14 protein-coding genes are annotated in these 13,309 nt (G+C 40.9%); 10 read left to right on the forward strand and 4 right to left on the reverse strand.

Annotated elements, in window-relative coordinates:
- Nucleotides 1-167: 167 nt before the first annotated feature.
- From QS795_RS03635 to QS795_RS03660, 6 genes are all read left to right on the forward strand, one after another.
- A complete protein-coding gene (locus tag QS795_RS03635) occupies nucleotides 168-1,346 on the forward strand; it encodes an ion channel (protein WP_154604488.1) in 1,179 nt (392 codons plus the stop codon).
- A gap of 33 nt (nucleotides 1,347-1,379) precedes the next feature.
- Nucleotides 1,380-1,997, forward strand: coding sequence for a cytochrome c biogenesis heme-transporting ATPase CcmA (gene ccmA, locus QS795_RS03640; protein WP_318626873.1), 618 nt, complete (start codon nucleotides 1,380-1,382; stop codon nucleotides 1,995-1,997).
- A complete protein-coding gene (ccmB, locus tag QS795_RS03645; RefSeq protein ID WP_036954037.1) occupies nucleotides 1,997-2,662 on the forward strand; it encodes a heme exporter protein CcmB in 666 nt (221 codons plus the stop codon). Before ccmA ends, ccmB begins: the two co-directional genes overlap by 1 nt.
- Nucleotides 2,663-2,727: 65 nt before the next feature.
- Nucleotides 2,728-3,114 carry a thioredoxin family protein gene (locus QS795_RS03650; RefSeq protein ID WP_154639410.1) on the forward strand — a complete coding sequence of 129 codons (387 nt, stop codon included), beginning with the start codon at nucleotides 2,728-2,730 and terminating at the stop codon, nucleotides 3,112-3,114.
- The gene (locus tag QS795_RS03655; RefSeq protein WP_286271001.1) at nucleotides 3,102-3,917 is read left to right on the forward strand and encodes a sulfite exporter TauE/SafE family protein; all 816 of its coding nucleotides are present in this window, start codon (nucleotides 3,102-3,104) and stop codon (nucleotides 3,915-3,917) included. Before QS795_RS03650 ends, QS795_RS03655 begins: the two co-directional genes overlap by 13 nt.
- Before the next feature lie 261 nt (nucleotides 3,918-4,178).
- Nucleotides 4,179-5,183: a LacI family DNA-binding transcriptional regulator gene (locus tag QS795_RS03660; protein WP_154604492.1), complete on the forward strand. Its 1,005-nt coding sequence runs from the start codon at nucleotides 4,179-4,181 to the stop codon at nucleotides 5,181-5,183.
- A gap of 57 nt (nucleotides 5,184-5,240) precedes the next feature.
- Here the strand turns inward: QS795_RS03660 and QS795_RS03665 are convergent, their stop codons facing one another.
- The 4 genes from QS795_RS03665 to QS795_RS03680 form a co-directional block, all read right to left on the reverse strand.
- The gene (locus QS795_RS03665; RefSeq protein WP_036954045.1) at nucleotides 5,241-6,212 is read right to left on the reverse strand and encodes an ABC transporter permease; all 972 of its coding nucleotides are present in this window, start codon (nucleotides 6,210-6,212) and stop codon (nucleotides 5,241-5,243) included.
- A 10-nt stretch (nucleotides 6,213-6,222) separates the two neighbouring features.
- Nucleotides 6,223-7,707, reverse strand: coding sequence for a sugar ABC transporter ATP-binding protein (locus tag QS795_RS03670; protein ID WP_154604493.1), 1,485 nt, complete (start codon nucleotides 7,705-7,707; stop codon nucleotides 6,223-6,225).
- A gap of 190 nt (nucleotides 7,708-7,897) precedes the next feature.
- Entirely contained in the window at nucleotides 7,898-8,758 is an 861-nt protein-coding gene (locus tag QS795_RS03675; RefSeq protein WP_414153954.1) for an ABC transporter substrate-binding protein, read from the reverse strand.
- Between the two features lie 170 nt (nucleotides 8,759-8,928).
- Nucleotides 8,929-10,002, reverse strand: a complete 1,074-nt coding sequence (locus QS795_RS03680) for a zinc-binding dehydrogenase (RefSeq protein ID WP_036954051.1) — start codon at nucleotides 10,000-10,002, stop codon at nucleotides 8,929-8,931.
- A gap of 555 nt (nucleotides 10,003-10,557) precedes the next feature.
- Between QS795_RS03680 and QS795_RS03685 the strand changes: the two genes are divergently transcribed.
- From QS795_RS03685 to QS795_RS03700, 4 genes are read left to right on the forward strand one after another with little or no spacing between them, the layout of a single operon-like run.
- The gene (locus QS795_RS03685; RefSeq protein ID WP_286270996.1) at nucleotides 10,558-11,118 is read left to right on the forward strand and encodes a LemA family protein; all 561 of its coding nucleotides are present in this window, start codon (nucleotides 10,558-10,560) and stop codon (nucleotides 11,116-11,118) included.
- 21 nt (nucleotides 11,119-11,139) lie between these two features.
- A complete protein-coding gene (locus QS795_RS03690) occupies nucleotides 11,140-12,183 on the forward strand; it encodes a hypothetical protein (protein ID WP_230086746.1) in 1,044 nt (347 codons plus the stop codon).
- A 1-nt stretch (nucleotide 12,184) separates the two neighbouring features.
- Complete coding sequence (locus QS795_RS03695; RefSeq protein ID WP_318626878.1) at nucleotides 12,185-12,727, forward strand: LemA family protein; 543 nt, start codon at nucleotides 12,185-12,187, stop codon at nucleotides 12,725-12,727.
- Nucleotides 12,724-13,116 (forward strand): hypothetical protein, encoded by a 393-nt coding sequence (locus QS795_RS03700; RefSeq protein ID WP_286270992.1) that lies wholly within the window; start codon nucleotides 12,724-12,726, stop codon nucleotides 13,114-13,116. The genes QS795_RS03695 and QS795_RS03700 overlap by 4 nt, the downstream gene beginning before the upstream one ends.
- Nucleotides 13,117-13,309 lie beyond the last annotated feature (193 nt).

Consider the following 13,309-nt stretch of genomic DNA (forward strand, 5'->3'; position numbering starts at 1 on the left):
CTTTTGGGGGCTCATTTAATGATTAACTCATTCAGAAATGAGGCTTTCTTTCATGCTTTTCATTTATTGCATAAGCAATGGAATTGATATTATTCTTTGTTAATCTATTAGCTAGAAATACTGATGGCATTTAATTGATAGGGGATGCTTAATGCGAGGCATAAACGATGCTAGATAACGCCTTTGTGGCTTTTTTGAAATCCGCTTTAGCCGTGAGAATTCTGCTCTCCATTTTGATTATCGTTGATGGCGGGCTCATCTTAAAGCCCATCTTAAGTGCTTACACGGACTATATCGATTGGCGTCAAAGTGGATTTACCGAGTGGTTAAAATCCTTAGGGTTTATGAAATTGTTGGATATTCCCCGCTTCTTACTGGGTATCTCGCTGATCTTTCTTTCGCTATTTATGATCAATGGCGCGCGCATCGCATGGGTTTTCGCGCTCTTATTATTGGCAATCATTGCCTTTGTTGACTTAAAAGTGGCAACGGAACATGTACGACAAGGTTATTTCTCCTTTGGCTTGTTTGTCGCATTAACACTCTTTTGGAAACTGTACCCTCGACACAGTATCAGTAGCGCAGGGTTTGTGGCGCTCACTTGTATTATTTCATTATTGCTCTATTCCATTTTCGGTACGCTGTATATCGGCGATGAATTCATGCCCGTTGTGAAAGATGGCACCACGGCATTTTATTTTGCGCTGGTGTGTATGACGACCGTAGGATTTGGCGATATTGTGCCTGTCACCTTGGATGCCAGAGTCTTTACGGTGACTGTAATTATTTTAGGGATCACCATTTTTACTACCTCCGTGGTGTATGTGGTGGGTGTATTAGCCAAAGGCACCAAAGAGATTGTTCGCAAGAGGTTTTCATATATGAAAAGTCATTATGTGGTGATTGGTAGTACCCCGATGGCAGTCAATGTCTATCAAGCACTGAAAAAACGGGAGCTGCCAGTGGCGGTGATTTGCCAAGAAAGCCACCGCAGCCACTATCCCGAAAAAGATAATATCGTGACAGGCGACCCAACGGACTCCGCGTTATTGGCGGAAGCCAATGTAAAACAGGCGAAATGTGTGCTGATCATGACTGATAGCGACTCGTTAAGCACCTTTGCTTTACTCGGTGTAAAAGCGCAATCAGGCAGTAAAAGCGAAGCAAAAACCGTGGTATTGGTTAACCAAGAGTCAAACATGGATAAAATCCGTTTGCTGAACCCGGATATGCTGTTTTCACTCTCATCCCTTGGCTCGGAAGTTTTGATGCAAGTGCTTTGCGGTGAAACAATTTCTAATGACAGCATTAGTGATATGCTGCTGAACAAAATCACAAAAAGCTAGCGACCTCACGGATGTTAAAAGGAACTCACCCCCATGTTAAGTGCGGATAAAATTACCTGCCATCGACAAAATAGAACGCTATTCCGGCAGCTGGATTTTTCGGTTTTGCCGAATCAAATTTTGCAGGTCGAAGGACCTAACGGGGCAGGGAAAACCACACTGTTACGCATGATGGCTGGGTTATTAAAACCAGATGAAGGTGAGATTTTATGGCAGCAGCAATCTATTGAAAAACTTAAAGAAGAGTTTACTCGCCACTTGCTGTATTTGGGGCATAAACCGGCCGTAAAGTCGTTGCTAACCCCCTATGAAAATCTGAAGTTTTATTACCAAATGCACCACCAAGAACCCGAAGGTGACAAAATCTGGTCTGCGCTCGAAGAGGTCTCCTTGATGGGGTATGAAGATATTCCTGTTGGGCAGCTTTCAGCAGGGCAGCAGCGCAGAGTTAACCTTGCTCGCTTATGGTTAAGCGAGGCGCCACTGTGGATTTTGGATGAGCCATTCACGGCCATTGATGTGGCGGGTGTCAATAGGTTAACTGAGCGTTTTCATCAACATGCAGAACAAGGTGGCATGATTTTATTTACGTCGCACCAAGCGATGAAAGGACACTTTGGGACATTAAAACTGACAGGCGGGTACGAGTGATGTTTTGGCTATTAATAAAAAGAGAGCTCAAAATTGCCTTTCGTAGTTTCTCCGAATTGGTTAACCCACTGTGGTTTTTCTTAATCGTCATCACGCTTTTTCCATTGAGTATAGGCCCTGAACCGCAATTATTGGCACGGATCTCTGTGGGGATATTCTGGGTGGCAGCCATTTTATCGTCGCTGCTATCATTAGAGCGTTTATTTAAAGATGACTATCTGGATGGCTCGTTAGAGCAATTATTGCTGGCCCCACACCCTCTGTTTATCACAGTTTTAGCCAAAGTGATTTCCCACTGGCTAGTGACGGGGCTGCCGCTGGTACTACTTTCCCCTGTAGCGGCGGTCATGTTATCCATTAATGGCGACACATTATTGGTGCTAGCGGGCACGTTACTGCTAGGAACGCCAGTATTGAGCTTTATTGGTGCGATTGGTGCGGCGCTCACCGTATCATTAAAAAAAGGGGGCGTGCTGGTCAGTTTACTGGTGTTACCGCTATATATTCCGGTGTTAATTTATGCGACGGGCACGATGGAAGCGTACAGTTTTAATATGCCTCTTGGCGGATATTTTGCGATCCTCGGCGCACTATTTGCAGCAAGTATAACCTTTTCTCCGTTGGCGATTGCTGCCGCATTGAAGATCAACGTAAGTAACAGCTAGGGGAGATTTTTTCCAACTGAGCTGATACAGTCGGTGATGTGATGCTCAGCGTAAAAGGAAAAAACATGCCCGCCGTTCCCCTTATTAGTAGCGATAATTTTAGCCGGCTGTTATCTGACCCGATGCAGCCGAGCGGGCAATGGGCGTTAATCTATTTTTGTGCATCATGGTGCCAGCCATGTAAGACCATGCAGCCTATCTATTTACAACTCACGGATTACTTTTCTGATAATGGCCCGCATTTTGGTGGACGTATAAATTTTGGTGGTCGTATAAATTTTGGAATAGTAGATATTGCCCAATCCCCGACGATAGCTCCTCAGTATGGAATTAAATCCGTACCTTCCATTGCGCTTTTCCAGGATTCTCGTCTTGTGGATTTAATGGCAGGGGAATTTCAACTTTCACCGCTAATTACTCAAATAGAAAATAGGCTGCTATGTTCACATTAATATTAGAAGGCTTGGTGATTGGCTGCCTATTAGGATTAACGGGCGCTGGTGGCGGTATTTTAGCGGTTCCTGCATTGATGACATCTCAAGGATGGGGCGTCGCACTTGCCGCACCAGTGGGATTATTGGCAATTACATTGGCGGCATTGGTTGGCGTTATTCAGGGGCTCATTCAGCAGAATATTCGTTATAAAGCGGCTATTTGGATTGCGTTAATTAGCATTCCTACCGCCAAATATGGCGTTTATTTAGCACAAATTGTTTCACCTCAATGGTTGACTTTAGCATTTAGCCTCGTGATGCTGCTGGTTGCATATCGTATTGTTTTTAAAAAAGTAATTGAAGATGATGATGCCCCGTGCAAAATAAATCAGCAAACCGGAAAATTTATTTGGAATATCAAAACGGCATCTATATTAGGAGGAATTGGATTAGTTGCTGGATTACTGACGGGACTATTAGGCGTAGGTGGTGGGTTTATTATTGTGCCTGCGATGAAAAAGTTCACCAACTTAAACCTTAAAAGTATTATTGCCACCTCGCTAATGGTGATATTCCTCATTGGCAGTATTAGTATTTCAATTAATATCTTGAATGGTTTTGAATATCCATTAGAAGTGAGTGCAACCTTTATTTTAGCCTGCGTTTTTGGGTTGGTTGTGGGGCGTTTTTTGATTAGCTACATCCCTGTTAATATTGTTCAAACTATATTTTCATTATTGGTTGTTTTTGTTTCATTATATTTATTATATTCAATTTTTGTTTTTATAAATACTAATGGGATCCCCAGTTTGTTAATATAATAAATTCATTCCCATTACTCATTTATTAGTGGTTTTTCAGTTTTTTTACTTTTAAAACAATTTTTTATATTTGGCTTGATTCAAATTGAGAATATTAGGCATAAGATGCTATTGGTTTGATGTATAAGAAAGAAAACTGATTTATCTTCAATGATAAATAGGTATAATGGATTAATCGCAATTCTTATTCAGCAGCGACATCAACAGAACACGCTATACCCTACCAAATACAATAATCATTACAGGTTGACTAGCATAAATATGACTAAACAAGATAGTTCAACAACCATCATTGATATCGCCAAACGCGCGAATGTGACCGATATTACGGTATCTCGAGCTTTTAATCACCCAGAATTGGTAAAAAAAGAGACGCGAGAAAAAATACTCGCTATCGCACAAGAGTTAAATTATGTCCCCAATGTATTTGCACGGAATTTAAAAAATAAAAATAGCCGAATTATTGGGGTTGTCACGGACAGTACCTTTAACCCATTCTATGTGGTATTAATCCAGACGGTTTCCCGTTTAGCGAAAGAGAAAGGGTATCAGGTGATGATCTTTGATACCGATAGCGATGAAAAAGCCGAACAAACCGCCATTGAAACCTTAGTTAGCTATAAGGCTAGCGGCATTTTACTTTCACCTGTTCGTGACGATAAAGCCTATCAACCGAGTTATTTGTCATTGATTGATCAGCATAAAGTCCCATTGGTTTTTGTTGACCGTTCTATTTACGGTAAAGATTATCCTGGGCTGTTTTTGAAGAACTTTGAAATTGGGGCATTAACCGGTAAATATCTCAATCAGCAACGTAGTGAAAATACCTTAATTGTCTCGGGGCCTGAGCATTCTGAAATTAGCCTTTCACGCTTAGCGGGTATTTATGACCAATTTACCAACCGTAAAAATATTCATGTCCTGTACAGCAGTTATATTTTTAGTAAGAAAGATGAAGAGTATTTAAGAGAAAAAATAAAAGAGCTCTATACACCCAATATGTATATTGTGGGGTTAAACGGAATTATTACCGCGGGGATGTACAAAATTATTTCTGAACTCGGATTATCTTGCCGTTATTTCTCGGTGGACTTACCACCTTATGCTGATACTTATCATTTATCGATTTCAGGCGTTCACCATGACTCAGTTTATTTAGGTAAACGAACAGCGGAATTATTGTTTGCAGAGATAGAAGGTGGCTCCACCAAAGAAACGGGTTCCAAGCAAATTTTCGTCAATGGCAAACTCGTAACTTACGATTAAAAAATAAGGATTTCATCATGAAATCCTTATTTATTATTTCTCATAACAGCGTGAAAATTAACGCTTCATTGAGCTAATTAAGGTTGCGCCCCAGATAATTAAGCCTTTTACAATATATTGAACGTACGGCGAAATACCCAATAGGTTCAAGCCATTGTTCAGCACACCTAAAATCATTGCACCGATCAATGTACCGATGATCATCCCGCGACCACCTGCGATAGATGCTCCACCCAAAACTACTGCTGCAATGGCATCAAGCTCAAAACCTACACCGGCATTAGGCTGACCACTCATAACACGAGAGGTAAAAATCAGTCCGGCAAATGCGGCAGTGAAACCACTGATGACGTACACCAACATTTTGTAGCGCTCAACGCGGATACCACTTAAACGCGCAGCCTCTTCGTTACCGCCAATCGCATAAATATAGCGACCGAATGGAATATGATTAAGCACTACATAAAAAATCAGATACAGACCCAGCATTAACAGGATAGGTACTTGAATTCCCATTAATTCTTCACGTCCCCAAAAAGCAAACTCTTGAGGTAAGCCAGAAATAGGGTAACCACCGGTGTAAATTAGCGCTAAGCCTTTCGCGATGATCATGGCGCCTAAAGTCACGATAATCGGCGGCATTTTACCGTAAGCAGTTAAAATCCCATTAATAAATCCAAATGCGATACCAGATAGCAGACCCAGTGCAATGGCAATGGAAGGGTCCATACCATAATATTTCATTAATCCAGCCATCAATGTACCGGATAGCGCCATCACCGCCCCAACGGAAAGATCGATTCCTCCGGTTAAGATGGCGAATGTCATCCCGATAGCAATGATTGCGTTAATAGAAACTTGGCGGGCAATAGTGGATAAGTTATTTACCGTTAAAAAATGTTCATTAAAAATGGACATACAAGCAAATAAAATAATTAACCCAACGAGAGGTAAAAATGCCGGTATCTTGGTTAATTTGGCAAAATTAAATTTATTCTTCGCCAGTGGAATTGTACTTTGGTTAGACATAGTCATGATCCTATATAATATTGCCGGCCGCATGTAACATAATTTGGGTTGAGTTAATCTCGTCCCCACTTAATTCAGCAGCAACTTCTCCATCTCGAAACACCAAAACACGATCGCTCACGCCAATAACTTCAGGCAGCTCGGAGGAGATCATAATAATTGAGATCCCTTTTTCGGTGAGTGAACGCATTAATTGATAGATTTCTGATTTTGCTCCGACGTCGATACCCCGTGTTGGCTCATCGAAAATAAGAATTTTGGCTTGTTTATTCAGCCAACGTGCAATCACCACTTTTTGCTGGTTTCCGCCGCTAAGCGTTGAAACCGCTGTATCTGCTTCTGGTGTTTTAACTTTGACCTGCGAAATTAAATCAAGAGATAACAAATGCTCTTTTTTGTTTTGAATTAAGAACAGCTTCTGGGCGTGGTTATTTAGCCAAATATTCTCTTTAACTGAGAATGGCAAAACTAACCCTTGGGTTTTACGGCTTTCAGGTAAAAGGCCAATGCCTAACTGGAGCGCTTGCGCCGCAGACTTCACTTTGACGTCTTTCCCCTCGAGAACCACTTTTTTCTTGTAGGCTTTATCTGCGCCTATCATGGCGAGAATATTTTCAGTGCGGCCTGAGCCGACTAATCCTGCAAGACCGAGTATCTCGCCTTTTTTCAATTGAATGCGATTGGTTGGGCTAGAAGCAAATCGTTGAATTTGAGCATCGAGAATGACCTCTTGCCCATCAAAATGACGTTTTGGCGGGTAGATATTTTCGACTTCACGACCCACCATCATTTCGATGATCACATCAAGGTCAGTATCATCTACCTTGCGGGAGCCAATATATTGACCATCTCGCAATACGCTAATGGTGTCGCAAATTTCATAAATCTCTTCCAAGTGGTGAGAGATAAAGAACATGCCGACGCCTTTTGCTTTCAGATCACGCATCACATCAAATAGGTGATTGGCTTCTTTGGGGGTTAATGTTGCCGTTGGCTCATCTAATACCAATATTTTGGCATCAAGAGAAAGCGCTTTGGCAATTTCCACAAATTGTTGCTCAGCAATACTTAAATGGCTAATGGGTTCATCAATATCAATATTAACGCCCAACTCAGATAGAATTATCTGCGCTTTTTCACGCATGAGTTTTCTATCTAATAAGCCAAATTTATTTTTAATTTCTCGGTTTAAAAAGATATTTTCAAAAGCATTCAAATAAGGGATTAACGAAAACTCTTGGAAAATAATGCCGACGCCCGCTTTAATGGCATCACGATAATTATGGAAGGTGTGCTCTTCGCCTTCGATAAGTATTTTCCCGCTATCTGGTTTATGAATTCCACACAGCACTTTCATTAGCGTTGATTTACCCGCACCATTTTCACCCAGCAGTGCGTGTACCTCTCCTTTTTCTAAAGAGAGATTAATATTATCTAGCGCCTTAACCCCAGGGAAAGTTTTACTGACATCTTTTAATGCTAACAATTGCATCATGTTGCTTCCCTTGTTTTCTTTACCGCTTAAAAATGGGTAACAAAGCGAGTTGGAAAGATAAAACGATTAAATAGTCAAAATAAGCCAATAAACAGAGTGTCATTTATTTTTATTAACGGTATTGCGCCAGTGAATAATCCACAGACGCAATACCGAGTTAGACTTATTTATTTACTTGTTGATTTACCGATTACCAATGGAAATCTTTAGCATTGGTTTTGTCGATTAACTTAACATCCAGAGGAACTTCTTTAGGTACGTTAGCTCCCCAGTGTTTTGCTAAGCCCATGGCTAAACCAATACGCACTTGGTCACGTGGGAATTGTGCAGAGGTAGCGATAAACGGTGAATTACCTTTGGCAATTTCAGCGACGGCTTCAGGAGAACCATCAACACTCACCAGTTTCACATCACGGCCCGCAGATTCGATGGCCGCTAATGCGCCTAAAGAACCCACATCGTTCACACTGAAGATACCATTCAAGCCAGGGTTAGCTTGCAGCATGTTTTCAGTGACGTTCATCGCAGTATCACGCTCTTGTTTACCGTTTAATTTGGTCACAATCTTGATATTTGGATACTCTTTCATGGCTGCTTCAAAACCACGAACACGCTCAAGGATTGGCACGACAGGGATACCATCAAGGATAGCAACTTCACCTTTACCACCTAATGATTCACCTAAACGTTTACCCGCCATTAGGCCCGCTTCGTAGTTTTTAGATCCAACGAATGAATCGATTGGACCATTAGCTTGTGCATCGATAGCAATGACCACGACACCGGCTTTTTTCGCCGCTAATACCGCCGTTTCTGCACCCACGCTATCCGCTGGGTTAATCAGCAGGATATCGATTTTCTTCTGCAGCATATCTTCGATGTCGCTCGTTTGTTTTGAGACATCGTGTGCCGCATCAGCGATGTAAAGCTGAGCGCCCATTTCACCTGTTGCGCTTTCTAAAGCCTCTTTCATGGTCACGAAATATTCGTTATTCAGTTCTTGAAAAGACATTCCGACAGAAACAGGTTTTGCTGTCGCGTTAAAAGCCATGCCCAGTGTTAAAACGCTTGCTGCAACAGCTAACTTTTTAAATTTACTCAACATAAGATGTTCTCCTAAAGAGCCTTTAGTGTTATAGGGTACTGCTAATATTTATGATTATTAATGACTTACTTTAATTATGCTGATATTGCATTTCACTATATTGCACTACAACAGCATTATGGCTTGATAACGACTTTGATAGAGTCTGCCGATTTCGCCATAACAAATGCCTCTTCCCAATCATCGATTGAGTAGAAGTGGGTAACGATATCGTCAGCACATACTAACCCGCGGCTAAATAGGTCAATGGCAACCTCGTAGCTGTATGGGCCTAAGTGAGCACCTCGGATATCTAACTCTTTACGGTCACCTATAATTGACCAGTCTACGGTGGTTTCTTTACCGAAAACGCTGAACTCGACGAAGCGACCCAGTTTACGGATCATTTCTAACCCTTGAGTCACGCCGATTGGTGCGCCAGTCGCTTCGATATACACGTCGCAACCGTAACCTTCAGTCATCTCTTTAACCAGTTTGATGGCATCTTCTTTCAGTGGATTGATCACCACGTCAGCGCCAAATTTCTTCGCTAATTCAAGGCGTTCATCGATAGCATCGATAACGACTAATTTTTTCGGGGTTTTGAGTTTTGCGACTTGGATCATGCACAGACCCAGTGGACCCGCGCCGGCGATAACGACAACGTCATTTAAATCGATATCACCGCGACGAACGGTATGGATGGCGCAAGCCATTGGCTCGATCAGTGCGGCATCTTTTTCTGAAAGCTCATCTGGAATTTTGTGAATAATGGCACGCTCAGAAAAACGCATATATTCAGCCATCCCACCATCGGCAACTTCTTTTTGGAAGCCGTAAATATCATGGGTTTCGCACATCCAATATTTGCCTGACTTACAGAAACGGCACTCCCAGCAAGGCACGATTTGTTCCGCTAAAATACGGTCGCCCACTTTCAGACCATATTTTTCACCAGAACCTTCACCCAGCTCAGCAACGCGTCCGTAAAACTCGTGTCCCGGTACGACAGGGGCTTTGATCCATGGGTTTTCACCCCAGAACATTTGAGCGCCATCATTCGCTTTACAGTCACCTGCGCAGATACCGCATCCGTCGACTTTGATGACCACTTCACGAAACCCTGGTGTTGGTCTTTTAATTGCTTCAAAGCGGTAATCATGGGGACCATGACATACAACAGCTTTCATTTTTTCAGGTAGGGTACTCATATTCTAATAACCTCATTCTGGATGTTGGCTATAATGTTGACGTCAACATTAAACGTCGCTTTTGTAACTAAACCGTTCTCTTTGTAACGCTTGACGGCTAAAAATAATAATGATGTGAGAAAAGTGATGCTCTATTGTTATAAATAAATTGTTTAGTTTTTAATATGACGACGTCGTCATTTTTGAGAGAAGCTAAATAAAAAAGTGATAATTGTGATTCAAATCCTATTTTTTATTTAAGAACTCTTTTGTTTATGAGGTTTGTTTGACAGATAAAATGCAAACTATAGTGGATTCGATGATTTTCGAAAGAGTATAATTAGTTTCGTTATTTTCAGAAGTGAAGAATCTTTGAAAAAACATTTCAGCTAACATTTTAAGGTGAAATTTGAATTAGTTTGCGTCATTAATGTGATCGCGATCGATTTGGTGTGGCGTATAAATCTCTATTAATCCTTTTCTTTGCTATTTTTCCGATTGAATAAAAAGTGTTATATCGATAACTTAAATTAAATATCTCTGCATTAATGATTTTTTTAATTAAAAGGCATAAAAATGGCAACGACAATGATTGTTCTTCTGGTTTTACTGCTTATTTTAGCGGGATGGGGAATTTCTATTTATAACCGCTTGGTGAGTACTCGGAATCAAGTTAGCAATCAATTTGCCAATATTGATGTGATTTTAAAACAGCGCGTGGATCAGATTCCCCAATTAGTCACCATAGTTGAAAAAGCCATGGATCATGAAAAAGCGCTGTTTACCTCATTGAGTGATGCTCGCCAAAATTATTTCAGCGCTAAAAATGTGAATGAAAAAATTGCGGCATCGAATGAAATGGATAAGGCATTAAAAAGCCTCGTGGCGGTTGCTGAAAACTACCCAACGCTAATATCGGGTGAACAGTTTACCCAATTACAAATCGCACTAAGTGAAGTGGAAGATAAAATCGCTCAGCGCCGCGAAGGCTTTAATGACGCAACAACGGAATACAATACGGCGATCCAAATGTTCCCAGACAGTATTTTTGCCAATATTTTTGGTTTTACTGCGTTGCCTTTATTGGAAATCTCTGAGGCTGAGAAAAAATATGATGGTGTTCAATTCAAATCATAATCACCGTTAAAGGTATCATCTGTGAATATCTACTATTTTCTAGGTGCCGCATTAGGCGGCATTCTTTTTTATTTAGACCGAAAATATTCCAAAAAGCGTAGATTAAACTGGGGCATCATTCCTTTTACTGCGGTGCTATTTGGGGCATGGGAAACTATCTCGCCGAGACCTGGCGAATATGAACGCTACTTTTTCTATGCCGTGGCTGTAGGGATGGCTTTTGCGGCTAGTCGTATTGTCGTTGGAATAACGGAAAGTGCGTATGATCGCTATCAACGCTTGCAAAAGGAAGGCTCCTCAAAGTTTACCGCATTATTAAAAACCCTTGTTGGCACGGCATTAGCCGGGTGTTTAACCATGGGCTTTTTTATCGATATTCGCCTCTTTTTTGTGGCTTTCGTCTTATTGTTTGTTTTCAGTTTTATTCAAAATACCCCCGAAAAACGCTTTCTAAAGTTTCAAAAAAACCTCGCGACTTCAAAAATTCGCTCAATTGCGATGGGGCTCGTAGAAGTAGAAGGGAAAATAACATCAGGAAAGGAAGTTAAAAGTAAGTTGGGTAATCGCAGCTGTTATGGTGCTTTCTATTATGAATATTCTATTTCTACCGATAAAGAAGGTAAAAAAAGTTATACCCTCAGAGACAGCAGTGTTCAGCTACATGATTTCACCATTACGGATGATACTGGCTCAGTGAAAGTTATTTGTGAACCTGACTATTTTGTCCATATCGGATTAATACCCCATCAGGATTTTGAGAGTGGTAACCGGCGCTATAAAGAGTATTTGCTTGAAAGCGGGAAGAGTTATTTATTGATTGGTTCAGCGGACAGTGAGAATGGTAAAGTGGTGATCACCCGTAAAGCGCCACACATGTTATTAGGCGTTTCACCATCAGACTATGTGACTAGCTGGAATAAATCCGCGCCAATGCGCCGGAACATCGGGGTAACTGCAATGATTGCAGCTATTCTGATTGCGTTAATATTAATGACGCCAGTGAGTTATCAAGATGGATATTTAACGCTTCATTTTAACCAAATTTCGTTATCTGACAGTGAATGATATGAATCAGATTATCTTTTGGATTTTTGTCGCCGTGATAGGCACCATTTTGGTTCGCTATATTGTGGGGATCTACAACAATATTATTTTCTTGAAAAATAACTGCGAAAAAGCGTTTGCCAATATTGATGTGCTCCTAAAAAAACAGGCAGATTTAATGCCTCAATTAACAGTCATAGCGGAAGGGGCAATGACCCATGAAAAGCGTTTAATTAGCGAATTACTGCAAAGCCGTCAGCATTATTTATCCACGGAACAGCTCGACGTTAAAGTGGATTCTGCAAACCAATTTCGCTCACATTTAAAGCCGATTTTTTTACTGGCAGAAAAATACCCTAAACTGATTAGCCAGCAGGCGTTACTAGCATTACAAACATCAGCGAAAGGGCTTGAAGACCAAATTGCGGATCGCCGAGAATTTTTTAATCAAACGGTCACGTTATACAACACCAATATTCGTCTTTTCCCGAATCTCATTTTTACGCTCTTATTTCGTTTTAAAGATATTCCCTTGCTGTATGTTCAACAGGAGTCTGCATCATGATCACCATTCCTTTTTCATGGTTTGGTTTCACCGATTGGTTGGTGAATAAAGGGGAGCCGGGGTTGATCGTGATGTTTGCCACGTTTGGCATGATCCCCGCCTGTATTGTTTTCACGTTGGTGATGAGAGTGGTTGGGATGAAGAAATTCATCGCTCCTGTGGTATTGGGCATGATGAGCTCGATGTTTATCAGCATGATGGTGCTTATTCCGCTGTTATTAATTTTCCGCTTCGATAATATTCCAAAAGCGATGTTAGTTTGGATGGTGGTTTTAGGAAGCTGTATTGTCTTTTTCTTAACGAACATGGATTACATTGAGATTTGGTCATCAAGCAGAGAAGATAAAAAGAAAAAGAGTGTGACGGCGAGAAAGAAACGGAAAAAATAAAAGGCGTTTTTTACTATTGCTTACATTATATCTGGCTGTTTTATAGCGTAAGTCAAAAAATAAATTATCAAACTGTAAGATAATGGCTTTATAATCCACCAAATAAAAATCAGCTACTAGTATAAAACACAAGAAGTAAGTAGAAGTAATCATATAAAGATGCTCTAAATATGACATTGAAAAAGGATGACTA

The sequence above is a fragment of the Providencia zhijiangensis genome, assembly GCF_030315915.2.
Taxonomy (GTDB): Bacteria; Pseudomonadota; Gammaproteobacteria; order Enterobacterales; family Enterobacteriaceae; genus Providencia; species Providencia zhijiangensis.

Excerpts from the sequence above, each read along its gene's own strand:
- QS795_RS03680 (WP_036954051.1), bottom strand. The coding sequence starts at position 10,002 with ATGAGTACCCTACCTGAAAAAATGAAAGCTGTTGTATGTCATGGTCCC.
- QS795_RS03635 (WP_154604488.1), top strand. The coding sequence starts at position 168 with ATGCTAGATAACGCCTTTGTGGCTTTTTTGAAATCCGCTTTAGCCGTG.
- QS795_RS03655 (WP_286271001.1), top strand. The coding sequence starts at position 3,102 with ATGTTCACATTAATATTAGAAGGCTTGGTGATTGGCTGCCTATTAGGA.
- QS795_RS03700 (WP_286270992.1), top strand. The coding sequence starts at position 12,724 with ATGATCACCATTCCTTTTTCATGGTTTGGTTTCACCGATTGGTTGGTG.
- QS795_RS03650 (WP_154639410.1), top strand. The coding sequence starts at position 2,728 with ATGCCCGCCGTTCCCCTTATTAGTAGCGATAATTTTAGCCGGCTGTTA.
- QS795_RS03665 (WP_036954045.1), bottom strand. The coding sequence starts at position 6,212 with ATGTCTAACCAAAGTACAATTCCACTGGCGAAGAATAAATTTAATTTT.
- QS795_RS03695 (WP_318626878.1), top strand. The coding sequence starts at position 12,185 with ATGAATCAGATTATCTTTTGGATTTTTGTCGCCGTGATAGGCACCATT.
- QS795_RS03670 (WP_154604493.1), bottom strand. The coding sequence starts at position 7,707 with ATGATGCAATTGTTAGCATTAAAAGATGTCAGTAAAACTTTCCCTGGG.
- ccmA (WP_318626873.1), top strand. The coding sequence starts at position 1,380 with ATGTTAAGTGCGGATAAAATTACCTGCCATCGACAAAATAGAACGCTA.
- QS795_RS03660 (WP_154604492.1), top strand. The coding sequence starts at position 4,179 with ATGACTAAACAAGATAGTTCAACAACCATCATTGATATCGCCAAACGC.
- QS795_RS03685 (WP_286270996.1), top strand. The coding sequence starts at position 10,558 with ATGGCAACGACAATGATTGTTCTTCTGGTTTTACTGCTTATTTTAGCG.
- QS795_RS03675 (WP_414153954.1), bottom strand. The coding sequence starts at position 8,758 with ATGGCTTTTAACGCGACAGCAAAACCTGTTTCTGTCGGAATGTCTTTT.
- ccmB (WP_036954037.1), top strand. The coding sequence starts at position 1,997 with ATGTTTTGGCTATTAATAAAAAGAGAGCTCAAAATTGCCTTTCGTAGT.